This is a genomic window from Chitinophaga oryziterrae (assembly GCF_009758125.1).
GTDB lineage: Bacteria > Bacteroidota > Bacteroidia > Chitinophagales > Chitinophagaceae > Chitinophaga > Chitinophaga oryziterrae.
Genome location: NZ_WRXO01000007.1, coordinates 266,274 through 292,990 on the forward strand (window position 1 = coordinate 266,274; position 26,717 = coordinate 292,990).

Genomic DNA, 26,717 nt, shown 5'->3' on the forward strand with positions numbered 1-26,717 from the left:
GAAATCCACCGCAAAGTTAACGTGGTCTTTACATACTTATACAAAAAGGCTGCATCAAAATATTTGATGCAGCATTTTGTATATCGCTGATATGAGCATTAATTATCTGTTTTCTGTTCCGCCAAAAAGCTCACAACATCTCTTATTTCTTTTTTGGACAGGAGCAGTTTCATATCCGGCATGCTGGACTGAGCGTACTCTTTGTGCGCTATCTCTTCTGCCGCAATGGTACGCTCGACCTTTCCTTCTTTGATCTTCAAGCTGCTCTTTGTCTCTCCCTGGAGAATGCCACTCAGTTTTTTACCATTCTTCAGTTCCAGTATCACCATACCAAACCCTGGCGCCAGCCGGGCGCTGGGGGAGATAAGCGCCTGCAGTATCTGTTCCCTTGAAATACGGCCGGCAACACCGTTTAGCCGCGGGCCTGCATTACCGCCACGGTCATCATAAGAGTGGCAGCGCATGCATTGGGTGTTCTCGTTATGGAAAAATAGCTGTCTGCCCCGTTTAGGATCACCACCCAGCAGGCAACTGCTGTAGGAGGCCATCAGCTCGTCCGGCGACAGTTTACTGTTCACCGCTTTGTAACGGGCGGCCAGTTGCGTAGAGCGGCTGCTATCAATGGCCTCGCCCAGCTCAAGATTGATGCCCGGATCCAGCTGGCCTGCAGCCATCTTGTTCAACAGATCGCTCAACGGCTTCTCTGTGTACTGTGAAGGCAGTTTGCCCAGCGTCAGAAGGGCCGCTTGTTTTTCCTCTATGGTCTTGTTGGTAATTACCCCCATGAGCAGATTCACCATTACGTTTTCGGATATATGCATTTTCCCCAGCAGGTCCAGGCCGGCTACGCGTACTGCCTTTTCCCGGTCGGCCAATGCAGAGGTGATCCCTTGCTCCACGCCGGCATCCTGGAGGGCTGCCAGTGCCTCTAATGCGGCTACCCGCATATCTGCATCCCGGTCTGCTTTTACAGTTGCCAGCAACTGAGGGCCCGCCTGTTTGATCTGGAGTCTGGCAATGGCCCTGGCAGCGCTGATGCGTACCGGCAGCTCTTTATCCTTTAACAAGGCAGTGAGTGGTGCAGTGGAAAGATTCACTACGGGTGCAGGGTTTCTTTTTACTGCGCCGCGCAGTCTGCCGTCCACACGGTCCAGCACAGATGGTTTAGCCCATACGCTTAAGGCGTCTATGGCTTCCGCCCGCATAGGCGCCGGGCTGCCCGCATTTTGCGCGTAAGCCACCAGGTTGTGAAGTGCTCCGTCTGTACCTACCCGTAGATTGGCATTGACGGCGCGGCGGATCAGGGCCTCATTTTTGAAGGTTGTAGTACCAAGCAGGTTGGCCAGGGCGGGTAATGCCTCTTTAACAGACAGGTCATCATTGATGGCGCGGGCCGTTTCCGTTACCACAAATTCATCTTTATCATGAAGGAATGCTGCGATACCTGGATGGCTCATCCTTCTCAGGGCTACTACGGCGGCTATACGCAGCGCACGGGAAGGGCTGTTCGCCAAAGCGATCAGCGGTTCCGCCTGGCCTATGCGGGACAGTGCCAGGGTACCTGCATGCCGCTGATAGGCGTCTTCATCGTTATTCGCTTCCAGGAAGGAGATCAGTGGTTGTACTGCGGGGGCGTACTGTATCCTGCCCAGGGCTTCTGCTGCAAAGAAACGTGTGCGGCTGGCCGTATCCTTTAACAGGGGTATCAGTGCCGGTCCGGCTTCCTTATAGCGGATATCGCCCAGCCATTTGGCGGCCTGGGCCCGTATCTCGGGATCATTGTCCTTTAACAGGGGCAGCAATACTTTGGCATATTGTTTATCCTCGCGGGCCAGTTGGCTCAGTCCCCATATAGCGTGCACCCTTGCCAGTTGGTTCTCTGTTTGTTTTAATGTCTGTTCAAACAACGGAGCGCCTTTTTCTTTACGGGTCACCAGTTCAAACTGGGCTTTCATGCGTACGCGCATATCCGGGTTGTTTAGCAGTCCGGCCAGCCCGGCTTCTTTACGTTTGCTGAAATCCTCTGCCAGTAAATTTTTGGTAGCCTTGCGTTCCGGTGTAGCGGCTTCCGTTTTATCATCGAGCTTCCAGATGCGGCCGTAATTATGTGTGTCCCAGCCGTCTATCCAGTCGGCTATATATAGTGCCCCATCCGGTCCGAAGTCAATGCCGGTGGCCAATATGCCGCCCAGTACTTTCTTATGCTCGCCCAGCTCAAAGGTGGCCCCTTTAGGATTCAATTTAAATGCATGTATGCCGGAATTGGAAGGATTGCCTACAAACTCCGCCACAAAGAAATTATTCTTATAAGCAGGACCTAAAGCCGTGCCCGGGTTGTATACAAAACCTGCAGGACCACTTACGAAATTGCTGATACAGGGGGTGATATAAGCCGCTTGTCCATCAAAGCGGGGCAGATACATCTTTTCATCCATCCATACCTTGTAGGCATTATTGTCCGGGTCGTTGTATTTACCGTATTGCCAGTTGCTGCGCCAGCCCTGGTCACCGCCATTCACAAGATATACCAGGCGTTCCTTTTCACCGGGATGGTCCCCGTCATTGTCTTCGCTGATGATATTACCGTATTCATCAAAGGCAAATTCATGTGTATTACGGATGCCATAAGCATATATCTCAAAGTCGCTGCCATCCGGGTTGGAGCGGGCCAGTACCCCACTGTTAGGGAAGGTCCATTGCTGCCCGTCGGGCCCTTTACCGTTAAAACCGATATCACCTATCTGCCAGTAGATGCGTCCATCAGGGCCCATCTCCACGCCAGACATACCATGGCCGCCAAAGCCGATGTGGATGCCGTATCCGTGGGATATAGATGTTTTCTCATCTGCGATGCCGTCATGATTCTTATCCCTTATGCGCCAGAGGTCGGGCGCTACGGCCACGTAGAGGTCATCGCCCTGGCTTAGTACCCCGCCGGCAACATCGGTTACCTCATCGTGAAAGTCGTCCACTACCAATTGCGACTGGTCTGCCACGCCATCCCCGGATATATCATCCAGGCGATATACGTGTTCCTTTTCTACGGTCAGGTCCCGCCAGTCGTGCGAGCTGTCACCGTTCAGGTCTGCCAGCCACTCGTTTTTTTTGCTATTCTCAGGGGATAACTCTTTATGCAGGAAGGCACGGCGATCTTCCACCGTTTGCAGGCTGATGGATGGGATCTCCCAATCCCGGTGCCCGCGTATGTCAAATTCGGAGTGTTTCTGCCGGTCTGTGGTAGTGTAATACACTCTTCCCTGGTCGTCTATATCAATAGCGATGGGAGATATCACCAGTGAATCTATACCCCAGAGGGTGAGGGAAAGGTTATCCGCCAATTCGGGTTTCACCATGGAACCGATAGAGTCTGCCAGATGCGCCGTAAGGGTGGTATCCATCCGTTTGATACGTTTATCCACTGGTCCGGTATCATGTTTACAGGAGGAAAGGTAAGCTGCGGAAACAAGCAATGATGCCAGAACAGGAGCTTTTAAAGCATACAGTTTTTTCATATGAGGAAGCAATGATTGTCAATTTTACACATGTTCTTAAAGACATGTCTGCGACTGATTAATATAGGGCAAAAAAAAATGTACAGGGGAATATTTTTTTTGAACGGATAGTTATTAAGGGCTGGTTTATCAGTTTGTGCTGTGTGGGTACTGCTGTGCTGCTATTCTTGCGCCTCAGGCTATCAGGAAAATTACTTACCTAAAGAAATGATAATCATCACTGTCTTCAGTGACCAGCCTCATTCCTGATATGGCCGACCAGTCGTATTTTCAATGAGGAACCGTGATACTATTATTTCTGAATGAACAGGCAACCTGATAGTTATAAAACATAACGCCTCGTCTTATGAAGTACTCTTTAATACTGTTGAGCCTTCTTTTGATAGTGACTTCGTGCAACAGGAGTAAGGAAGAAATAAAACCTGTGCTTGAAAAGATTACGGAATCAGTATATGCTTCAGGTTTTATAAAAAGCAGTAACCAGTATGAGGTTTTCTCTACCGTTAACGGCATTGTGGTCAGATGGATGGTAAGAGAAGGGGATATGGTCGATAAAAACAAGGTGCTCCTGCAGCTTTCGGGTGTTACGGCACAGTTGCGGGTCGAGAATGCCGGTATTGCAGCTGAAAACGCCACCAGAGCAGCCAATTCCCGGAGGCTGGCGGAGTTGCGTTTGAATATTGATCAGGCGAAGATGAAGCTGGACCATGATGCTTTACAGTTGCAACGCCAGCGGAACCTTTGGGCGCAGCAGATAGGCAGCCGTAATGATCTCGATCAGCGTGAGCTTGCCTGGAAAACCTCCAGTAGCAATTATGAAGCAGCCAGCCTGCGTTATGCAGAATTGCAGCGCGAGATCAGCTTCGAAGAGAAGCAAGCATTCAAGAACCTGCAGATATCTAAGTCGCAGGCAGGCGATTATACGATCAAAAGTGAATATAGAGGTAAAGTATATGATATCCTGGTGGAAGAAGGAGAGATGGTCAATACACAACAACCCATTGCTGTTATTGGCGACGCGACTTCCTTTTTGTTGGAACTGCAGGTCGATGAATATGATATCGCCCGTATAAGACCGGAACAAAAAATACTTATCACCATGGATAGTTACAGAGGACAGGTGTTTGAGGCAGTGGTAACAAAAGTTAAGCCCTTTATGCATGAAAAGTCAAAGACATTTACCGTGGAGGCACAATTCCTGCAATCTCCTCCTGTATTATATCCCAACTTAACCTGTGAAGCCAATATTATCATTGCACAAAAGAAAGAAGCCCTCACTATTCCACGTTCATGCCTGCAGGAAGGAGGTTTTGTATTATTGGCGAATAAAGAAAAGAGAAAAGTATCGATTGGATTGGAGGATTACCAGAAAGTAGAGATTACAGCCGGATTAACGGTCAACGATGTTATCTTAAAACCAGCACCATGAAATTGATTATCAGCATAGCGCAGTCATTGCTGCTGGCCCGATGGCGGCAAACACTCATTGCCGCCATCGGCGTTACCTTCAGCATTACCATGTTTGTATCACTACTGGGTTTTATGAATGGGCTCAATGAAATGATGGATTCCCTTTTTCTAAACCGTACGCCCCATGTACGCCTGTATAATGAAGTAAAACCATCTGCTATTCAGCCGGTCTATCTATCACCCGCTTTCCGTTCCGGCCATCATTTTATTCATTCTGTAAAAGCCAGCAGCAGCCGTTCTGACATTTATAACAGTGGAGCCATTCTGGAAGCACTGCGTAAGGATGAACGGGTTGTTGGTGTCGCTCCTAAAATACTACTGCAGGCCTTTTTTAGAGAGGGGACAGTTGACATAACAGCTTCGGTAAATGGTATTGAAGAATACCAGGAAAACGCCCTTTTTCATTTCGCGGAATATGTAGTAGCGGGCGACGCCTCTTTGCTGGAGAAAGAGCCTAACAGCATTATTCTCGGTAAAGCACTGGCAGAAAGTCTGCTGGTCAATCTCAGGGAGAATGTGCAACTGACAACAGCAGACGGAGAAAGATTCTCCCTGAAAGTAGTAGGTTTCTGGCAATCAGGTATACGGGACTACGATAAGGTGCAAAGCTTTACTTCGCTGTCTACCGCCCGGAAACTGCTGGGCAAGACACAGAACTACATAACGGATATACAGATCAGGGTAAAAGATATCACTGCAGCACCGGCGCTGGCACGTGAGTATAGCCGGCTTTTTAATACCAGTGCACAGGATATTCAAACCCTCAATGCTGAGTTTGAAACAGGCAGTTTTATACGGTCGCTTATTTCTTATGCAGTAGGTATTACGTTGCTTACCGTATCGGGTTTTGGCATTTACAATATACTTAACATGATGATCTACGAAAAAATGGATTCCATTGCTATTCTGAAAGCAACAGGTTTTGCCGGGCGTGATGTGAAAAGGATATTTATTTTTATCGCCATGAGCATTGGGGTTTTCGGAGGTCTGGCGGGTTTGATAATGGGATTCCTGCTTTCACTGGGTATTGACCAGTTACCTTTTCGTACCACTTCACTACCCACCATTACCACCTACCCGGTTAGCTATGATCCATTTATTTATGTTATTGGCGGCGCCTTTTCCCTTATATCCACTTACCTTGCCGGCTGGCTTCCTTCGAGGAAGGCCAGTAGAATTGATCCGGTTGTCATCATCAGGGGCAAATAATTATGGCAGACATTATCCTTGAAGCACGCAATATCAATAAATACTTCCACGATCCGGTAGACGTGAAGGTGCTAAGCGACATTACTTTCAGCGTCAATAAAGGGGAATTTGTAGCAGTGACGGGGAAGTCTGGTTGCGGCAAATCCACCCTGCTGTATATCCTGTCGACCATGGATACGGATTATGAAGGGGAGCTGCTGATTGACAATATATCGATGGTCAACAAGCCGGAGCCTGCACTGGCCAGGGTACGCAATGAGAAGATCGGGTTTGTATTTCAATTTCATTACCTGCTCAATGAATTCAGTGTATTACATAATGTGATGTTGCCCGGACTTAAACTCAACAGATATCCCGAACAGGAAGTGGAGCATCGTGCTATCGAAAAACTGAACATGCTTGGTATCGAAAAACTGGCTCATAAAAAAGCCAATCAGTTGTCGGGCGGTGAGAAACAACGTGTGGCCATAGCAAGGGCATTGATCAACGATCCCTGTATTATTATGGGAGATGAACCCACCGGTAATCTCGATAAGAAAAACAGTGAAATAGTATTTGATATTTTTAAACGGCTTGCTGAGGAATATCAGCAAACGTTGCTAATCGTTACGCATGACCAGGAATTTGCTTCCCGCACGCACAGGATCATACAAATGGAAGATGGGAAAATTTTATTATAAAACCTATAAATTAGTTAACATGAATGTGATCTGATGGAAAGTGGGATACTGCAAAAATTAAAGCAGAAGAAAAAGCGCAATTGCCAGCATTAGACGGTGGATATAATTATGGAACGAGAGTAATAAAAAAGGTTCATGGAATTAAAATTGATAATGTATCAGCTATTAAGAGAATTCTTTTCCCGATAAAATAAAATCTACAACCGGAAAGCGTTTATTCAGTTCTCAGGTCATTCACAGAATTTGTCATGGTAGCTTTAATGGTATGAAAACTAATGGTGAGTAGAGTAATTCCTATTATTGCGCCTCCGGCTATCAGGAAAACATCGGGGCCAATATGAATATGATAGGCAAATCGCTGCAGCCAACTGCTGATGGTCCACCAGGCCAGGGGAATTGCAATGACCATAGCAATAAGTACAGATAGTAATAAATCCCTGAATAATAACAGCATCACATTCTTTGCTGTTGCTCCCAGCACTTTGCGGATGCCTATTTCTTTACGTTTCCGCTCTGCCGTGAAAGTGGACAGGCCAAACAGCCCCAGACAGGATATCAATACTGCCAGTCCTGCGAAGTATTTTGATAATTCAGCTACCTGTTTTTCTGCATTGTATTGAGCCTGGAAATCTGCATTCAGGAAATTGTAATCGAAAGAAAACTTAGGATTGAAGGACTTATAGAAGGAGCCTAGCTGATCAATCACTTTCCTTTCCATCCCTGGGCTGATCCTTACGAGGATAGTCTGTGTCTGGTGGTCCAGCTCAATGAATAACGGTTTTACTGACTCATGCAGAGATTCAAAATGAAAGTTTTTGACCACCCCTGCTATTTCACGGCGCATGCCTGCAAAATTGATAACTTTTCCCACCGGATCTTTGATTCCCATGGTTTTGATGGCCGCTTCATTAAAGATGATCTTTGATCCGTCTGTGCCGGAATTTTGTGAAAAAGAGCGTCCGGAAAGCATTTTAATTCCCAGGGTCTCTATTAAATCATAGGTGCCGTGAAGGTTCCTGAACATAATCATTTCTTCCCGTCCATTTTCCTTCCATGAAACAGGTATACCAGGACTGCCCAGTATGTGACCTACCATTGCTGAAGCATTTACAATACCAGGTATCTTTTTCACTTCAGAAAGAAAAGCTGGTATACTGGCAGCTACATTTCCTTCAGACTCAAAGTAGATCACGTGGTCTTTGTCATACCCCGGATTTTTTGTTTGTATGTAGGTTATTTGTTTATACACGATCAATACTGCCGCAATAAATATGAACGACAGGCTAAATTGAAATACCACCAACCCTTTCCGGGCCCATAATTCCTCCATGCTGTTGCGGACGTTTCCCTTTAGTACGGCCACGGGATTAAAACCGGAGAGGTATAAGGCAGGATAGCTGCCTGCTATTAGCCCGGTGAACAGCGTAATGCCCAGAAATGATAATATAAGGTTAATGTCCGCACGGACTACCAAGTGCTTCCCTGTAATTTCATTGAAACGGGGAAGCAGCAACTGTACCAGCAGTAATGCTATTATCAGCGATAAAAAGGCCATCAGCAAAGCTTCTCCCATATGCTGAAGTATCAGGGTTTTCCGGTCGGCGCCCATTGCTTTGCATATACCAATTTCCTTCATTCTGCCGGATGCTTTTGCCGTTGAAAGATTCATGAAGTTGATACAGGCGATAATAACGATAAAAAGTGCTATCAGGGAAAATAGCTTTACATATCCGATTCTGCCACCCGACTGTATCCCGTTCTCATAATTCCCATAAAGATAATTTTCGCCATAGGGCTTCAGAAATAAATTACGATCAGTGCTTTTATCATAGCTATTCATAAAAGCGTTGAGCTTATCGTTGAAATGTGCTACGCTGGTGCCTTTTTTGAGCACCAGATAAGTGTAAAAAGGGCCGGAATTGTTCTGGCTGTTCATTGTTCCTGTTATTCCCACAATGTCTTTAAATGTCGCAAATGGAAATGCCAGATCGAATTGTATGGAAGAATTGGCAGGTGTTCCTTTAAAAACGCCAGCAATAACACTCTGCTTTTTAATATCATATAGTTGCCAGTGAATGGTTTTTCCAATAAGGTTTTCAGTTGTATGGAATAATTTCATGGCAAGTTTTTCCGATATCACAATGGCATGCTTATCGGTCAGCACCCGCATGCTGCTGCCTTGTAAAAGCGGGTAAGAGAAGATATTGAAGTAGTCTTTGCCTGCAAATATCCCCGCTGCTTTAACTGTATTGTCTCCAACAGAAAGAACCATCTTCGGGAACCAGGAAGGAGGCGTGCTGGCTGCCGCATATTCCACCTCCGGCATTGTTTGCATTAGGGCTTCTGCCAGTAAGGGCGAAGTTTCGGAAGTTGTATTAATTCCTCCGGCATGCGGTCGTTGCTCCATTACCTGGAATAATTGAAGGCCTTTTTCGTGGAACTTGTCAATTGTGAGTTCATCGTATACCCACAAATAGATCAGCAAAGCACCGGCAAGGCCTGTAGATAACCCTATTAGATTAAGGAAAGTAAACTGACGGTTTTTAAGGAAATGACGGAAGGCAATCTTAAAATAGTTTCTAAGCATAATTGTTTCTTAATACATGAGGGTTAAAGTCACTAAGAAGATGCCAGATTATTATTTTATTAATAACAGTAAAATGCGCATGAGAACATTTGTGCATATGTCCGGTTTTGATACACTGTATGTGCGGTTTTGTTTATTCAAATAACACCGGTAATATGGGAAATTTAAAAATTGGTGCATATATTAGGTTCAGTTGAGGATGCTCTTCGCTACCTGTGAAAACTCTTTTTTTACTACAGACGATAAAATAAGACCGTGCCTAATGAAAAGTATTTTTTTTCTTAATTGTGTTATCCTTTTTAATTTCTAATGGCGGTTTTTCACATCATCTGACAAGAAAAGAGCTGTTCGAAGACCTAAGGAATATCAATGTGGATTTAAAAAAGGTGGATTAATCTATAAAAAAATCTTTCATGAAAAGTACTCTGGAAATAAATGATTTACAGAGATGTAGTTATAAAAAGGGCAAATTGGCAAAGTTTAGACTTATTCTTTAGATGCTGCCTTCTCCCGCTCAATTCTGTTCAACTTTTCATTTATTTTATCCAAGTAAAATACAATGTCATTGATCCGGAGTACCCATCGAACGAGGCTTACATAGAGAGCTATTAAGAGGATGAGAAAGCCAATAGAAATGATAATAGTCCCATAATCTGTATGCATGGTTTTATTGTTTTTAGAGGTTAATGACGAGATGTTTTTTATGAACGATATAAAAGTAAACCTTTGCTCTATATCGAAATGATGTCAATGGTAAATACCGGAAAAATCCCCTGTCACAAATCTGGTATAATCGGAGGTAGAATAAAAAAGGGGAAATTTCCCCTGCCTGTTCAGGTTTTTTCCTTCAATAGTTAGTTTCATCTTCGTTGGGACAAGAGACATTACCTGCTGATGTTATAAAATTTACAATATGAAGAATGCTAATACCCCGACCCATGGAAGACTCCTAATGTGTATGTTGATATTTTTGCTGAGTTGTGACCAAGGATTACCCCGTCCTGATTGCAAGCCTCAGAAACGTGCAAATCCTGATGTAACCTACAACATCTATATCGAAAATTCAGGTAGCATGGCCGGTTACCTTGGCAGGGCTTCGGACTTTAAGAACGTGCTGATTAATTTTGTAAGTGATGTCGCGGCTCAATTGAAGAAAGAACCACAACTGTTCCTGATAAATGGACATGCTTGTCCTTTTCAACCACTCGGTAGTACACCTTTGGTAAAAAGTATTATGGGGTTGAATCCTGCTGTACTTAAAAATTTATGTCCACCTGAAGGATCTTCTCTATTGCCCCAGATCATTGATTCCTGTACTACCAGAATGGAGAAAAAGGTAAGTATACTTGTATCCGATTGTATCTTCTCAGATAAAGGAGGTAGTCCTACTTTAGCTGAAGCAGAACTGAAAGTCTTCATGACTAAAAAGCTACAAACTGAAGGGAATATCTCTACTATTGTAATCAAGTATAATTCCAGCTTTTCCGGATTATATTATACAGAATCTACCGGCGGAAAACCTGTAAGAGTTAATAACATCAACCGTCCTTACTACCTGCTCTTATTCGGTAAGAAAGAAAATCTTGCAACGCTATTACAAAGAATAGACTTTAAGAACTATCCGGGATTTGAAGCTAGTTATTGCTTGTCAGCGAACGACTCTACAGACGCAGCTTATGCTGTTATGACTTATAAAAACAAGAAAGGTTCATTTGAATATGCAAAACCGTCCTGCCTGATGCGGATTTCAGAAGCAGAAGAACATAAAGGGGTGTTTCAGTTCTCTTTTGATGCCGACCTTAGCCGGTTGGGGTATTTGGATGATTACCTGTTGAACGCTCAAAATTATATAGTGAATGATGGCTTTTCAGTAGTGGATATTAATAAGACAACCGGGGAACAGCCGTACAGTATCACCCTAAAGACTGATCATTTATTGCCACCTCATTCACTGAGATTGTTAATAAAATACGATATCCCTTCGTGGATTGACCAAACTGGAAATGAGAATGATAGCAATCCGGTAGATAGCATGCAGCAATACCAGACCTTCGGATTCAAACAACTAATGAGAGGTTTTTCCCAGGCCTATAATGCTAGTAGCTCCGATCATGCATTTAAGTTGCCCATAAATGATATTGTAATTAATAAATAATATAAACCTCAATTACTATGAATATTTTATCTGGCTTATTTGAAGCTGTAGGACTGTATTCTACTTCCGGTGGACTGGGAGAACACCTACGCGGACTGGATGTTAATTGTCAAACTTTCTCTCGGCAGTCTGCTTATAGTATAGTATTCCTCTTTATGATTTTGGTAAATGCCGTAATCATGTTGAACTATTATTATGGATTATTGAACAGACATCCCTTTAACAAATTAGGCTGGTGGCTGATCAATGTATTTACAGGAGCTTTCATTATTTACCTGATTGCCTATCTGGAACCACATAGAGATCTTGTTAATAACAACTACTGTCAAGAGCTGAACTTCCATAATGGCGATTGCGTGAGATTCGGTCTCACTGCCGCTATCTACTCCGTGATATGGTCTGTCCTTTTATCCCTCTTCATTAAGTGGAAAAGTATCGTTAACAAAAAAATCCCCTTCTGACAATGGCTAAATTATTCCTGTTTGCAATAGGTGGTACAGGCTCCAGGGTAGTAAAGGCATTGACCATGCTGATGGCTGCAGGTGTGCAAATAATGAACACCGATGCCATCGTACCTATTATTATTGACCCTGATATCTCAAATGGGGACCTGACACGCACTATCGAGTTACTCAAAACCTATAAAAAGATCAGAGAGAAAGGTGCCTCCGATAGCAGTGACTTCTTCAAAACCATGATCACCTCCCTCGATGAATTAGGCGATGCTGGTTTCCTGTCAGATAATTTTAAGTTCGACATTGATGGCGTAAAAGAACAACTGTTCAAAGAATTCATCGGCTACAGTGAACTTGATAAAAACAATAAGGCCTTTGCATCCCTCTTATTTTCCACGGCTAACCTGAACGCGGATATGGAAGTTGGCTTTAAAGGCAACCCCAATATTGGCAGTGTGGTATTGAATAAATTTAAAGATGCTCCTTTCTTTAGAAAGTTTGCTTCCAATTTTGAAGAACAGGATAGGGTGTTTATCATCAGTTCGATCTTTGGAGGTACCGGTGCTGCGGGATTTCCCCTGTTATTAAAAAATATCAGGGATGCAACACCACCAATCCCCCGGCATTATTATCTGCAACGGGCAAAAGTGGGTGCCGTGACAGTACTGCCATATTTTGGTGTAGATAAAATAAATGGTGTCACCATTGATAGTAATTCTTTTATTTCAAAAACGAAGGCGGCATTATCCTACTACGCGCATAATATGACAGCGGAGAGTACCCGCGCTATAAACGCCTTATATTATATAGGGGATAAAGTTACGAATGATCAGAAAGGTGCCGATGGCTCCAATGAGCAAAGGAACAAAGCACATTTTGTAGAGCTGGCTGCTGCCCTAAGCATTATTGACTTTATGTCCTTGGAAGATAATAAGCTGCAGGTCAGTGATGACCGGAAGGCAGTTAACCCCAAATATTTTGAATTTGGTCTGGGAAAGGAGAGTATGAATATCACTTTCCCGGACCTTCCAAGACAGACGTATGACCTGGTCACAAAACCACTGACCAGATTCAGCCTTTTCCGGAGTTTTATGGACAACCATTATGAAGAATTCGCTGGAAAGAAAGGTGAAGCATGGGCAAATCATGGGAATAATAAATTAACACCGGAAGAACTGGAGGGTAGATATCTAGCAGCGATTACTGTCTTCAACCGCCATTACACTGAATGGCTGAATGAAATGGCACATTCCAATGTTGGATTTTCTGCTATTGATACTGAAAGAAAAGGTAAGGATATCTATAACCTTGTTAATGGGATGCCTAATAAAAAGGATTTCCTGAAGCGGGTACTGGACTCTTCAGGCGTAGATAACTATCTGAAAGTATTATCAAAGTCAGAACCCGGACTGGACCATTTAAATAGCACCCGTAAACTACTGGCATTGTTCTCCGCAACAACTGCTGTCATCATCAATAAAGAGTTAAATCTGTAGCTGATATGAGCAAAATCTTTCGCCTGCATAAAGGGGCATCTGAAAATATTGAAGGCTGGCAGGATACAGGAGGCCATTTACATGACACGTTTATCAATTCTATCACAGATCCTGCCGGAGCAAATGCTAATACGCAGATCACTTCTATTCCTACACCTTTTGCGAGAATGGACCTGGTAAGAACTGCTTTGAGGAATGTAAACCTTAGTGGTGTAATAGATGGCACTACTATTTATCATCGGATCGTATCCGACTGCCTGGATATTGCGAATATATTTTTTAATATTGAGGCACTCTCCGATAAGATAGAAATTATTGAATGGAATGCCGGTATTATCACAAATGGTAATGATATAGAAATCGCGGAAGGTAGCGATCTTGGCATGTTGATGAAATCCGGAGATCCCAGACATAAATTGCTGGGAGAAACTTTGAAGACATACATTGTACAGGATAAGGTGGCGTTTAACTTTTCTCACCTTGGGCATTTTTACCTGCTTAATTATAAAAACGGTCCTGACCTGATTAATATTATTGGTGGGACTTCACCTTCTACACTATTCTTTTCCTCGGCAAATGACCTGTCCTACGTGGATATCATGTTTGCAAATGACAGGGTATTCGATAGTCAATACTGTCCTTTGTATAAACGGGATAAGGACTTTATTAAGTATTTGTATGCATTTAAGGCATCATTTTCTCAATTCTCCAGTCTTTTCCCTGATGTGGACACTTATATGTCTACCTGTTTTCCTTTGCTGAGTGAAGATCTACGGACAATCATCCGGAACCTGGATGCGGGATTTTATGAAAAGGAATATCAGAAGATTCCGGTGAATTCAGTAGGGAATAATGCTGAGATATTACGCCATTCACTGAGATCGAAGAAATACGGGGTGGTGAATTTTTCCGACGAAAACGACTTTGTAATAGATGCTTCCAGGCTGGTAGAAGGTCCCATGCCCTGTGTATTTCCCATGGAGCCGTTTAATGAACCTTTGCGATTTGCAGGTGGCCTATGGCAGAAAGATTATCATAAAAATGTACCTGCCTATGATCCCAGTCCATTATATGAAAGGACGCTACCTAACCAGGGACATTTGAAATATCCTTACCTGACCGTAAGTGATTTCCTGGAGCCTTACCTGGTGAGATTACCTTATCCTATTGATACGGAAAAATTTTTTGATGGTAATTATGCGATTCGTACCGGGGATAGCGATCATGGTTATGCATTGCCTATCAAAAAGAATTACTTCCAGTACTTTACTGTAGACGATCTGCAGCGCAATGTGTCAGATGGGAAGAAGCGGTTTGAGATGGTGCAGATGCCGGGTGGTGTAAAAGCAATATTGAGAATTCCTGTGAGGAATGACCGATATATCGAGATGTCGAGGATTTATTTGGTGAACCAATTCAGCGATAAGATTCAGCAACCTGATGAAGTGAATAACCTGGGGATTGTCGTGGAGCATCAGTTTACCATAGCTGTATATCCTTTTCTGAGGGTCACTGATCCTTATATTAATCCCCATTACAGAGTAATGCTGGTAGACAGGGATATGCAGGCGCTGACTAAGCATAACAGTTATACACTTAATTTTTATAATGAGGCACAGCCATTGAATGTAATTAATAATCTTGCTCCACGGCAGCGCAGCAATAAGCATAAAAAGGAAGGAGTAACAACCCTGTACAATATACTGGAAAAGAATTTTGATTTTATAGAAGTCATGAATACCACTGCCAGGGCATTGTTAATTCCGTTGTTTGTGCCTCAGCAGACGGCAGGAAAAGTATTTAAGTTTGCCATTGACTTCGGTACAACGAATACGCATATTGAATATAAGGTTGGTAATGAATCACCAAGGCCATTTGATATCACAGAAAAGGATATACAGGTAGGCACCCTGTATGCGCCGGATGAGCGAACACTGGCTGCACTAAAAGTTGCCAGACTTGGATTGGGAGCAATCGCACTGACTGAAGTGGTGAGGGAGGAGTTCCTGCCTTTTACGATAGGGCAGGGTAAACAGTACCGTTTCCCACAGCGTACAGTGATTTGTGATAATGGATCTTTTAATCCGGATGAGGCAAACTTTGCATTGGCTGAATTAAATATTCCGTTCGGGTATTTGAAAGAAGTAGTGCAGTATGGCGGAGAAATTACTTCTAATCTGAAATGGGGTGAGTTCAGATACCAAAAAAGATTTGAGCGCAGAACAAGGGCATTTATGAAGCAGTTAATGCTGATGATCCGAAATAAAGTGTTAATCAATGGTGGTGACCTGGCTGCTACAGAGATAGTGTGGTTTTATCCGACCAGCATGACTATCTACAGAAGGAGCTTCCTGGACAATGCATGGAAAGACTATTATAAACGTTACTTCGGCGATGCCAATAAGCTGCATAGCATGTCTGAATCCTTTGCGCCATTCTATTATTATTATCATAAAGAAAATGTAAGGGCGCATGACAGGAGTGCTGTGAATATAGACATTGGTGGTGGTACGACCGATATTGTGGCTTATAAGGGAGAATTTCCTATCCTGCTAACATCTTTCAGGTTTGCTGCGAATGCCATATTCGGAGATGGATATGGTAGCAATGTGAATTCTAATGGATTTGTGCAACGGTTTGAAACAAGCATTAATGAGTCGTTGAAGAATATTGCCGGGAATAATTTAAGCACAGTGTTGGAGGAGTTGAAGAGCCGTAATTCCAATTCGATCGAGCTGATTGAATTTTTCTTTTCATTGGAAGATAATAAGACCCTGAAAGATAAGGGCGTCTCGCTTTCATTCTCCAGGATGCTGATGGAAGAGAGCGAATTAAAACTGGTATTGATCTTCTTCTACGGGGCAATTATTTATCATATAGCACAACTGATGAAAGCAAAGAAACTGGAAGTGCCCGAGTACATCACTTTTAGTGGAAATGGCGCTAGGCTGGTGAAGCTCACAGATGGGGCTAACCTGCACACTTTAAATGCTTTTTCGAGACTTATTTTCTCTGATGTGTTTGGAGAAGAGTGTCCTGAGATCGAATTCAGATTTAATGATAAATCTAAAGAGATTACCTGTAAAGGAGGATTGGAATGTACAGACTTTGCGCAGTTCCATAAACTGGAAAATGAGATCACAAGTGTGTTAGTAGGAGGTAATCAGGACCTCTTAATTCCAGGTACGACGCTTAATTATAGCCAGTTGGACGATGAACGGCTAATACAGGATGTGTGTGGGACAGTGACGGAATATATTGATAAGTTTTTTGAATGGGACCACAAATTTAACTACTTCCGGCACTTCGGAGTGAACCCCAGCCGGTTTGAGCAATATAAAAAGTTGTTGAAAGATAGAGTGAGGAATGACTTGCAGAGTGGGATTAAAGAGAAGTTGAAAGAGCTGGAGGGGAATGTCAATATTAATCTTGAAGAAACCTTGTTCTTTTATCCATTAATAGGGGCTTTGAACAGACTGGCCTATAAAATTTATAATGAAACTAACCTCGTAAACTCATGAAAGGAATTATCACGTTACTGATTTTTATATATCTTTTTCACGGAGGTGTTGTTGGGCAGCAAGGAGCGCCTAAGGCTATTATGAAAAAGAAGGAAGAAAAAGTGTCTACTAAAAAACCATCTTCTAAAAAAGATGTAGCGCCACAGAAAAAGAAAGAAAATAAGCCGCTGGTTGAAAAAAAAAATGAGGTGGTAGCTCCTGTGCATGAGAAAGAAGAGATGCGCCCTGGAACAGCAGATAGCGGGGTAGTGTCTAAAGAGACTACTGCTGTGGTGATAGCTCCTCATCAACATGAAAATACTTCAAAATCAGCACTTATGCCTACACCTGCTGCTGAGCCAATGTCGGACTGGCAATACTGGACATCATGGTTGTCGTTGGGGCTAATCGTTGGAATGGGGATGTACGTTTTCCGCACTAATGGGAATATTCGCGATAGGCTTTGGAAGATTCAAAAACATCTTGATGCTCAAAAAGCTAATTTACAATGGGAGAAAGCAAAGTATCAGGCTGGGATTAATAGTGCGGAAGTTGAACATTTAATTAACACAAGCCCTACCCTAAAGAAGATCCAGGAAGAATATGCTAGCCTTAAAAGTAATATGGAGAAGCTGCAGCAGCCTGCACCAGAGGTTGTTCCTGTAATACCCGCAGAGGAGCCACCAGGGGCTACTTTTTATATGACCGGTCCGACGAACAATTATTTTCCATCCAGTGCCAGGTCTAACAACAGGGAGAATACTGTGTATAAATTCATTCTTCAGCCGGGTGGGAATGAGGCCAGGTTTGAACTACATACAACTGGTGCCAGTATCAGTGAAATTATCAAAGTAGTTGAAAGTTATATTAAACCTGCCTGTGATGAAGAAAATCTGCCTTCGTCAGGCACGCGGAATATTGTAACCCGAACGCCGGGTCGTGCGATATTGGAAAATGAAAAATGGATCATTAAAGATAAAGCCATTATAAGATATGAATAGTGTACAGGCGGTAGAGATATTCGGCGCAATCTCTATTATAGGATTGCAGATTACCGTATTTTTAAGAACGTTAAAGCAGATCAGGTTATTCGAGCAGATATTCCCATCATACGAGGAATTTGAGGTAATTAATGTCGGACTGGCGAGGCGGCTGTTTCAATTACATCCTAATGAGTTGTTGAATAACATCAACAAATATGTAGGCGATAGTGATGAAGTACGCGAAGAGGTATTGTATGTAGATCTGATGTTGAAAAAAGATAAGGGAAATAAAGTAACGGATAAGATTGTGCGGAATATCAATACCTATTTGTTACGAAACAGGGGAGTTGCTGCTGATTTTCACCTAATCAAAGACGTGGTGGAGAGAAATGTGAACGTGGTGGAAAACGATATTCAGCAGTCGGTGTCATTGCCGTTGTATCTTGGGCTGCTGGGGACTTTTATGGGAATTGTGTTAGGACTGATGCAGATATCTGGTGAGAGTCTGGCAGGAGATCCCAGTGCGGCCGGTATGGCAATTCATTTGCTGCTGGGAGGAGTGAAGATTGCAATGATTGCCAGTTTTACCGGGCTGTTATGCACTTTGGCAGGGAATAGCTTCTTTTTTAAACGGGCAAAGCGAAAAGTGGAAGATAGCCGGAATGAGTTTTATACTTTTATTCAGACAGATCTGATGCCATTGTTAAATCAGAATATTAATTCTACGTTATACTCTCTGCAGAATAACTTGCACAAATTCAACGATGAGTTTAAGAGTAATGTATACCAGCTGAGTGGTGCTATGGGTAAACATGTGCAGACCATTGAATCGCAGGAGCGGATTTTGGATACACTGAATAATATGGATGTGGTAAATTTTGCTAATGCCAATGTCGTCATCCTGAAGGAGTTACAAGCATCTATGACGCAGTTCAAGGCGTTCAATGAATACGTATCCAATATCAGTGAACTGGTAGGCAGTACAAGAACCTTTGCGGAGAAGATCGGTCAGGTAATGACCAGGACGGATGAGTTGCATGTGTTAGGAGATAATATTATCTCAGTATTTACCCAAAACCGTGAATTGATGCAGTTCCTGCGGCATCATTATAGTTCGCTGGATGATAGTCATCAGTTGATCACGAAGGCGGTGAATGGAGTGAGTAATACGTTGGATAGTAGCTTGCAGTTGTTGAAAGACTTTACGCAGGAGCGGATTGTGGAGATCCAGCAGCTGACGTTGAAAGAGATTGATCAGATAAAGAATGACTATTATGAGAAGTGGAAGCACCTGGAGAAGCTAGGGCAGTTAGAAATAGTGAATAAGCATCTGGTAGATTTGAAGCGTCAGGGGAGTGATCATGTAAGTACATTCGATAGGTTTAATGAACAGTTTGCCATGATGACAGCAGAGCTGAACCTGATCAAGCGTTTGTCAGAGAATTCTTTCTCTGTGAAGGTTACCCGATCGTTTACAAAATTGTTAGGTAAAAAGACAATAACGTGATGAATACTTCAAAATCGGATGCATTCTGGCCGAGTTATACTGATCTGATGACCAGCTTGTTTTTTATTATGCTGGTATTGTATATCCTTACTTATGTAAGGTTGAATTCAACGATACAGTTGCAGGCGAATAAGTTGAAAATTATAGAGACCGTGGAGGAAAATTTGCGGCCATTGAAGACAGAAACGTCGCTATTTATTTATGAAGAGCAGTACAGGCGATTTAAGCTGGCGTTTGATGTAAAATTTGGAAATAACCAGTATCAGTTGACGCCGGATCAGTTGTATAATTATCAGGGGACGATTGAACGCATTGATAAAGCGGGGTTGAAGCTGAAATCTATTATTGATCATTTGGAGCAGGAGCGGGTGTCGGATGAGCGATTAAAGCGGGTGTCCTATGTGGTCGTAATAGCGGGATATGCTTCGAAGTCAGGAGAGGAATTGCATAACTATGAATTGAGTTATAAGCGGGCGTTGGAGTTGAAGAATTACTGGAAGTCGAAAGGAATTGATTTTGAGGCGAAGGAGTATGAGGAGCTGGTAGATTTGCAGATAGCAGGGAATGGATGGGGAGGTATTGGGAGGTTGCCGTTAGAGGTGGATAATCAAAGGTTTTTGATTCAGATATTTCCGAAGATCGGGGACGTAAAATAAAATAAAGGCTTTCTGGTACAAACCTGAAAGCCTTTATTTTATTAAAACTCTGAAGGTACGATCTGAATAGCCCATTCACCATCGTCCTTTAGAATACCATATTCATGTTTGGTAGAGTTATTTATAAAACTTGATTTATAAGCAAACATTTTACTATTATGGTAATTGGAAAGGTGATTATACTTGCATTCCAGAATAATTTTACCATATCTGTCAACCAGGCCATAGCTCATGCCATACGAAAAAATGCCCTTCCCTTCATCTACCAGTTGTTTCAGCGTTTCTGATACGTAAAAGGGATAGTCCGGGTTATCTCCTCCGGAAATTCCTACTGGCGGTGTAGCATTGTCAATGTATGAAAGATTTTTCGGGAAGGTGGTAACCACCTTTCCTGTACTATCTATCATGAGCGCCGGTGTACCATATTTTTCGCAGACAAGCGCATAGCCCTTATAAAAAACTGTAGCATCTTCATATCTGGGAGGAATAACTACTTCATTTGCTTTGTTGATATATCCCTTTAACCCGTCCTTATTTTTTACCGCTGCGAGTCCTGACATGAATCTTGACGGTTCTCTTGAGTAAGTGTATGGAATAACAAGTTTCCCTTTTAAGTCAATAAATCCCCAGTTTCCATCATCATTTTGCACTGCAGCAAGGCCATCTGAAAATGGACGGGCCTTGGCGAAAGTGACAGGAATAACAAGCTGGAGATTCTTATTAATGAACCCATATTTATCTTTAAGACTGGATCTTATAGGGGTTAATCCATTGCTGAATGGCAGAAAATTGGATAAGGAAACAAACGAAATACCTCCGCTTTTGCTGAGTGGCTGAACGATAGATATATATTTTTTGACATCAAATCTTACAATTTCTCTACCTAATGTGTCAATATAAGCGACGATCCATGTGCCCATTGGACTGGGAACCCTAACTACTGTGTTATCTGTTGTAAACGGGAGGGCATCTATATATTTATTGGTACCTAATGCCTGACCACGTATGTTTTTTAATACGATTTTACCTCCTTCTTCAACAAAGATAGTTCCATAGTCAATCAGGAGTTTCCTGCTAAATCCTATTGAGGGAGTTTTTATTCCACTAGTAATAGTCTTCCCTTCGAGATTGATGATCGCATAGCCATCATTTCTTTCTACGGTAAAGTAGTCATTCTTAAATTTTGTAATTAAATTATAGGGATCTCCTGGATAGCCTATTACTTTTAGTGATTGTGCAATAGATGAATGAAAAGAAAAAATGAGGATAGTTGTTGAAATCAAAAGGTTTCGCATAATGGAATTTTGATATTTTAAAAACAATGGGTTCTTAGAGTCAATGATTATTGAGCAATAATACAAAATTCCTTGTAAATAAAGATTTGTTACAATTCAGCCAGCCCATGTTTTACGGCGTATAAAGCCAGTGTTACCCTTGTTTTTACATTCAACCTGCGGAACAATGCCTCTCTATACCCATCAATTGTTTTTACACTCAGGTTCATCTTGTCAGCAACCTGTTGGTAGGTCATATCTGTAGCTGCCAGTTTGATGAATTCACGTTCTTTTTCGGAGAGGTGTATAGGGGCATTGCTCAGACCATTCAAATTTTGGTGCAAAACTTCGGATGCTGCCTCTGAGTAATAGAAGCCATTAGCCGCAATAGATTCCAGTGCCGCATGCAAATCCTCCACTTCAATGTCTTTGTGGATGTATCCTTTTACACCCATGCGGAGCATACGTAATATAGCCGCTTCTTTCTCCAGCATCGTCATTACCAATACCTTCACATCCCCATGTGTGCGTTGTAACCATTCCACCGATTCAAAGCCGTCTACCTCAGGCATGTCAATGTCCATCAGGATAATATCCGGAAAAGGTGGGGTCTTCATTTTTTCCTTCAATTGGTTGCCATTATCCGCTTCAAAGAGGATATCATAACGCTGTTTGGAATCTCCGATATTGATCAGTTTGATGAGACCTTTGCGGAAAAGGTTATGATCATCGACTAATGCTATTTTTATCTTATTTATCATTGAATCGTTTTAAGGATTTGAGGTTGAGGAATGGTGATAATAACACTCGTACCAATATGGTCATTGCTGGTGATGAGCAGTTCTGCATTTATCAAAGAAGCTCGTTTATGCATGTTAAGCAAGCCGGTACTTTGTTTTTCACCGCTTTGATTGAGCGCATCGGCTACATTGAATCCCATGCCATTGTCTGTAATGACCAGAACGAACTGCTCTTTGGAGAAGTTCATGGAAGTCCTTACTTCAGAGGCTTTGGAATACTTCACAATATTATTCAGTATTTCCTGACAGAGGCGGAAAAGAATGATCTCGTGCTCTGATAGGATGCGGTATTCCTCGCCTTGTTTGGTTGTAATGATTTCGTACTTCTTGGTCTTAGCCAGCCGGTTTAGTTCATTTTCCAGGGCTTTTACAAAGCCTATATGAATAATGTGGTCTGTATTCAGATTAGCAGAGAGCGCTTTAAGCTCGCTCATGAGTTGTTTGGCTAGGGATTTTGTTTCCAGTATGTTTTCCCGTTGGTCGCTCGGTGCCTGAGGAAGGATTTCCTGTAGGTTGATATTAATCAGGGATACAAGATGGCTGAAGTTAGCGTGTAACTCCTTACTGATATGATCCAGTGTCTGCTCTTGAATGGCAAGTCTTGATTGCAGGAGGACCTGGCTGAAAGCTTCCCGCATTTCAATGATCTCTTTTTGGTGTCGGAATTTCTTTTTCTGATACAAGAATAGGAAATATACGACTACGCTACAGAGACCAAGGACCAGTAGTGTGGATATAATAATTGTTAGCGAGGTTGCAAATATTGAGGTTTCCATAAAAAGCTTATTAGATAACACGAGCACAAGAAGAAATTAAGGATTTCATTAATAGGGAAAAATAATAAGGTTAACCGGATATCATTAATATTAAAAAAACCTAACATCATTAAGAATGGTAATGATACCGCGTGATACACGAAGATGCTTAACGCCATCCATACCATAGGTTCTTTATGAATGAGGATAGCGCCTTTCTCCTGCAATAGTTGCTGGAAATAGAGAAAGCATAATGTGATAATACAAACATGGGTGATGACCATGCTGTAAGTGTTGTACTGGAGGGGGCCATGAATGATGGTATAATCCAGTATCCCGATTATTAAAATCCCGATAGCTGCTAATGGTAATATTTTTTTTATAATGGATTGTGTTAATATCAGATAGAAAATGGCGCATAGCAGACCAAAACGGATGATGATAAAAAGGTTATAAATCCAGAAATTGTTCTGTGACGAATTAAAAAGAGAATGCAGTTCGTATGGCCATTCTATGGCGATTAATTCAGTTACCAGGGTGATGATGACCATGCAGGCATATAATCTGTAATGCTTAGGCCATTTTTGCCTGAATGCTTTCAGGCAAAAAATGGCGCTAAGCATTAATGGAACTAAATAGAAATATTCATGTTTTAGAAAACGCATTTATGGTTGTTCTTTTGGGTTGCTGGTGGGGCAGAAGGGAGGACAAGGAACACCCAGGTTGAAATCCCGAATGATCGGATCTTCGCCAGGGAAGAGGATAATGTCTCTTTCCTGGGCTGCACGTTCCGGGTAGTCTGGCTCTAGCTCCAGGATCACGTCAGTGTGGGTAATGGTTTCACCTACTACAGTTTCCCGGGTTGTGTTGAAGAGCAGACAGGTTTGCCCTGCGTATTGGTGTCCTTCTTCGTACATGCCGAAGCTGATACGAATGCCGTCCCCCCCTGCAAATTCGATTTCTTCCAGCAATTTAACAAAATGTTCTTTGGAATACCATACGGAACAGGTATCTGATTTACCCAGAGCCTGAGTTAAGAGCCCGTGTTTCTGTGTCTTGAACTGATTGATGCGATTGTTGGTAATAGCCTGACCAACATAGAAGAAAGGTAGGGGTTTTACAGTCACATGTTGTTGCATAAAGATAATTTTTTTGGTGTTAAGGAAATAGTTGCTTGTTGTTTGTAAACTGTTTACGAATGCGAAACTATTGTTTCCTTAGCCTTCAAAAATCAGCTTGAAGCAAATACAGGAAAAATCCTCCTTTGACAAAGGCAATTCCCCCTTTTTTTAAAAAAAAGGGATTTTTCCCCTATGGGTACAGGTTTTTTCCTAAGCAAATAGGTATAACCTTCGTGTTGACATTTGGATTCCCTTAAAAGTGATAACAAACCACTAAACATATGAGAAGAGCATTGGTAGTCGGTATTGATGAGTATCCGGGCAGTGCAAGACTAAATGGTTGTGTGAATGATGCGACCAGTATAGAGCAATTATTAAGTTTTAATGAGGATGGTTCCCCAAATTTTGATGTCATGCTCATGTTGAATGAGAAGAAGAAGGCGGCGATCAGGTCGCGTATCAGTGAGTTGTTTAGAGGGGATGATGAGGTACAGCTTTTTTATTTTTCCGGTCATGGTTATGTAAATGAAACAGGTGGCTATATCGTAACGCCGGATTTTCAAAAGTATGACGAGGGAATCTCCATGGATGAGATATTGACTTTGGCTAGTGGGTCGAAGGCGAGGCAGAAGGTAGTAATATTAGATTGTTGTCATGCCGGAGCAATGGGCGCACCAGCTGCCTTCGGAAATGGAGCTGCATTGTTAGGGCCGGGAGTGGTGATATTAGCTGCCAGCAGGGATACTGAGGTATCAAAGGAGATTGGCGGGCAGGGGGTGTTTACGAGTTTGTTGTTGAAGGCCTTGAATGGTGGTGCGGCGGATATAGTGGGAGACGTTGCTGCGGGGAATGTGTATAGCTATATTGACAGAGGACTCGGGGGCTGGCAGCAAAGGCCGGTGTTTAAGGCGAATATAGTCAGGTCGGTAAATCTGAGGAAGGTGAAGCCACCGGTGGATTTGAGTGAGTTGAGAAAGTTGACGGTATATTTTCCGGAGGTTGGTTATCAGAAATCTTTGGATCCTAGTTATGAGAGTACGGTGAAAGAGGCGGATTCGGAGAATATAAGAGTGTTTAAGGTGTTAAGGCATTTGCAGGGTGTGGGATTGGTGGAGCCGGTTGGTGAGGAGTATATGTACTGGGCGGCGATGAAAAGTGGTACCTGTAGATTGACGGCATTGGGGATGTATTATTGGCAGTTGGTAAATGCGGGGAGGATATGAGGAGGTATGATGTGGCTATTTCAGTAGCGGTAGAGGATAACGAAGTCGCAAAGATGATTGTGGCTGAATTGGAGAAGCTACATGTTAAGTATTATTACTATGAGGTGCAGGAAGATATTAGCTGGGGTGAGGACCTTATAGGTCTAACGATGGATGCATATGGTAAACATACGAGATATGTGCTATTGATAACGAGCAAAATTTTCGTGACTAAGTATTGGTCGGATATAGAAAAGCAGATAGCGTTAACAAGGCTACAACGAGGATATATTCTGCAATTGAGATTAGATGATACCTCTGTGGACGGGATCTCGAAGCATGTGGTGTATAAGGACTGGAAGAATAATCCCGAAGAAATCGCAAAGTTATTGCATCAGAAAGTAAGAAGGAAAAAGCGGTTGGTGAGAGACCGGTGGTTGCGGATATCAACTTTTTTTTCTGTGCTGCTGGCGACAGTGTTAATATGGGGATTGCTGCTTGGGTGGGAAAAAAATATTGTAAAAAAAGTACTGGTCGTGTCCGCTAATGATACTTTTTATATCAGCAGTGTAGAAGTGACAGTGGCTGCATACAGGGAGTACTGCATGCGTGAGCGTAAGGCATTCCCTGCGCAGCCTGTCAATTCATGTGATGATGGTCCGATCAGGAATATAACATGGTCAGAGGCAAAAACTTATTGCGAAGCGATTGGGGGAAGATTGCCGGAAGAGACGGAGTGGGAGTATGCTGCACTGGCAGGGAAAAACACTACCTATAGCGGTGGCACTTCTGCTGTTACGGTGGCTGTGTATCACAAGGTAAAGCCTGCGAAGATCGGCTCTAAGAAACCTAATGCATGGGGGATATTTGATATGACAGGGAATGTGGCGGAGTGGTGTGATGATTGGGCTGATTCTACGAATACCACTAAAGTGGTGAAAGGAGGAGGGTATGATAGCTCAATAAACCCTGTAAATGAGCTGGCGGTGAGTTATAGAAGAGCGGAGAGGCCAGATGAGCGATTACAGGATGTTGGATTCAGGGTGGTATGGGATAAGAAAAACTAAATATTAATTCACATGAAAAAACTATTATACTGTACTGTATTGTTGTTATCGATGTTAGCCTGTGATATGATGGATTGTACTTATAAAGGACATAAACTTTATCGTGGTAAAAGAGGGGGTTGTTATTATCTCAATAATCACGGTAATAAGCAGTATGTAGATAGATCATATTGCGATTGTAACTCTTAAAAAATATCCCGATGCGAAAATTATTATGCTGTACTGTATTGTTGACTACCCTTTTGTGCTGTTCTAAAAAGAATTCGGATTCAGGCCCTTCTTCTTCCT

19 protein-coding genes are annotated in these 26,717 nt (G+C 42.6%); 12 read left to right on the forward strand and 7 right to left on the reverse strand.

From position 1 onward, the window contains the following. Nucleotides 1-98: 98 nt before the first annotated feature. On the reverse strand, nucleotides 99-3,512 hold the full coding sequence (locus tag GO495_RS22625) for a HEAT repeat domain-containing protein (protein WP_157302014.1): 3,414 nt from the start codon (nucleotides 3,510-3,512) through the stop codon (nucleotides 99-101). Between the two features lie 346 nt (nucleotides 3,513-3,858). Between GO495_RS22625 and GO495_RS22630 the strand changes: the two genes are divergently transcribed. From GO495_RS22630 to GO495_RS22640, 3 genes are read left to right on the forward strand one after another with little or no spacing between them, the layout of a single operon-like run. Next, on the forward strand, nucleotides 3,859-4,941 hold the full coding sequence (locus GO495_RS22630) for an efflux RND transporter periplasmic adaptor subunit (protein WP_157302015.1): 1,083 nt from the start codon (nucleotides 3,859-3,861) through the stop codon (nucleotides 4,939-4,941). After that, on the forward strand, nucleotides 4,938-6,191 hold the full coding sequence (locus GO495_RS22635) for an ABC transporter permease (protein ID WP_157302016.1): 1,254 nt from the start codon (nucleotides 4,938-4,940) through the stop codon (nucleotides 6,189-6,191). The genes GO495_RS22630 and GO495_RS22635 overlap by 4 nt, the downstream gene beginning before the upstream one ends. A gap of 2 nt (nucleotides 6,192-6,193) precedes the next feature. Next, on the forward strand, nucleotides 6,194-6,871 hold the full coding sequence (locus tag GO495_RS22640; protein WP_157302017.1) for an ABC transporter ATP-binding protein: 678 nt from the start codon (nucleotides 6,194-6,196) through the stop codon (nucleotides 6,869-6,871). Nucleotides 6,872-7,085: 214 nt separating this feature from the next. On the opposite strand, the gene GO495_RS22645 is transcribed toward GO495_RS22640, so the two are convergent. Continuing rightward, a complete protein-coding gene (locus GO495_RS22645; RefSeq protein ID WP_157302018.1) occupies nucleotides 7,086-9,458 on the reverse strand; it encodes an FtsX-like permease family protein in 2,373 nt (790 codons plus the stop codon). Nucleotides 9,459-10,371: 913 nt separating this feature from the next. On the opposite strand from GO495_RS22645, the gene GO495_RS22650 reads away from it, so the two are divergent. Genes GO495_RS22650 through GO495_RS22680 form a run of 7 tightly spaced genes read left to right on the forward strand, consistent with a single transcriptional unit; the run spans nucleotide 10,372 to nucleotide 20,210 of the window. Next, on the forward strand, nucleotides 10,372-11,613 hold the full coding sequence (locus GO495_RS22650; RefSeq protein WP_157302020.1) for a hypothetical protein: 1,242 nt from the start codon (nucleotides 10,372-10,374) through the stop codon (nucleotides 11,611-11,613). A 17-nt stretch (nucleotides 11,614-11,630) separates the two neighbouring features. Beyond that, nucleotides 11,631-12,074 carry a hypothetical protein gene (locus GO495_RS22655; RefSeq protein ID WP_157302022.1) on the forward strand — a complete coding sequence of 148 codons (444 nt, stop codon included), beginning with the start codon at nucleotides 11,631-11,633 and terminating at the stop codon, nucleotides 12,072-12,074. Between the two features lie 2 nt (nucleotides 12,075-12,076). After that, nucleotides 12,077-13,564, forward strand: coding sequence for a hypothetical protein (locus GO495_RS22660; protein WP_157302024.1), 1,488 nt, complete (start codon nucleotides 12,077-12,079; stop codon nucleotides 13,562-13,564). A 5-nt stretch (nucleotides 13,565-13,569) separates the two neighbouring features. Continuing rightward, a complete protein-coding gene (locus GO495_RS22665; RefSeq protein ID WP_157302026.1) occupies nucleotides 13,570-17,085 on the forward strand; it encodes a hypothetical protein in 3,516 nt (1,171 codons plus the stop codon). Continuing rightward, nucleotides 17,082-18,065 (forward strand): hypothetical protein, encoded by a 984-nt coding sequence (locus tag GO495_RS22670; RefSeq protein ID WP_157302027.1) that lies wholly within the window; start codon nucleotides 17,082-17,084, stop codon nucleotides 18,063-18,065. Before GO495_RS22665 ends, GO495_RS22670 begins: the two co-directional genes overlap by 4 nt. Beyond that, nucleotides 18,058-19,554, forward strand: a complete 1,497-nt coding sequence (locus tag GO495_RS22675) for a MotA/TolQ/ExbB proton channel family protein (RefSeq protein WP_157302029.1) — start codon at nucleotides 18,058-18,060, stop codon at nucleotides 19,552-19,554. Before GO495_RS22670 ends, GO495_RS22675 begins: the two co-directional genes overlap by 8 nt. Further along, nucleotides 19,554-20,210, forward strand: coding sequence for an OmpA family protein (locus GO495_RS22680; RefSeq protein ID WP_157302031.1), 657 nt, complete (start codon nucleotides 19,554-19,556; stop codon nucleotides 20,208-20,210). The genes GO495_RS22675 and GO495_RS22680 overlap by 1 nt, the downstream gene beginning before the upstream one ends. Before the next feature lie 41 nt (nucleotides 20,211-20,251). Here the strand turns inward: GO495_RS22680 and GO495_RS22685 are convergent, their stop codons facing one another. The 5 genes from GO495_RS22685 to GO495_RS22705 form a co-directional block, all read right to left on the reverse strand. Then, a complete protein-coding gene (locus GO495_RS22685) occupies nucleotides 20,252-21,505 on the reverse strand; it encodes a WG repeat-containing protein (protein WP_157302033.1) in 1,254 nt (417 codons plus the stop codon). Between the two features lie 89 nt (nucleotides 21,506-21,594). Beyond that, nucleotides 21,595-22,245 carry a response regulator transcription factor gene (locus GO495_RS22690; RefSeq protein ID WP_157302035.1) on the reverse strand — a complete coding sequence of 217 codons (651 nt, stop codon included), beginning with the start codon at nucleotides 22,243-22,245 and terminating at the stop codon, nucleotides 21,595-21,597. Beyond that, a complete protein-coding gene (locus GO495_RS22695) occupies nucleotides 22,242-23,060 on the reverse strand; it encodes a sensor histidine kinase (RefSeq protein ID WP_170302711.1) in 819 nt (272 codons plus the stop codon). Before GO495_RS22695 ends, GO495_RS22690 begins: the two co-directional genes overlap by 4 nt. Continuing rightward, a complete protein-coding gene (locus tag GO495_RS22700) occupies nucleotides 23,030-23,704 on the reverse strand; it encodes a hypothetical protein (protein WP_157302039.1) in 675 nt (224 codons plus the stop codon). Before GO495_RS22700 ends, GO495_RS22695 begins: the two co-directional genes overlap by 31 nt. After that, on the reverse strand, nucleotides 23,705-24,178 hold the full coding sequence (locus GO495_RS22705) for a hypothetical protein (protein ID WP_157302041.1): 474 nt from the start codon (nucleotides 24,176-24,178) through the stop codon (nucleotides 23,705-23,707). Nucleotides 24,179-24,441: 263 nt separating this feature from the next. On the opposite strand from GO495_RS22705, the gene GO495_RS22710 reads away from it, so the two are divergent. Together GO495_RS22710 and GO495_RS22715 are read left to right on the forward strand one after the other, a co-directional pair. After that, nucleotides 24,442-25,383, forward strand: a complete 942-nt coding sequence (locus tag GO495_RS22710; protein ID WP_157302043.1) for a caspase family protein — start codon at nucleotides 24,442-24,444, stop codon at nucleotides 25,381-25,383. Continuing rightward, nucleotides 25,380-26,429: an SUMF1/EgtB/PvdO family nonheme iron enzyme gene (locus tag GO495_RS22715; protein ID WP_157302045.1), complete on the forward strand. Its 1,050-nt coding sequence runs from the start codon at nucleotides 25,380-25,382 to the stop codon at nucleotides 26,427-26,429. Before GO495_RS22710 ends, GO495_RS22715 begins: the two co-directional genes overlap by 4 nt. The last annotated feature ends 288 nt before the right edge of the window (nucleotides 26,430-26,717 follow it).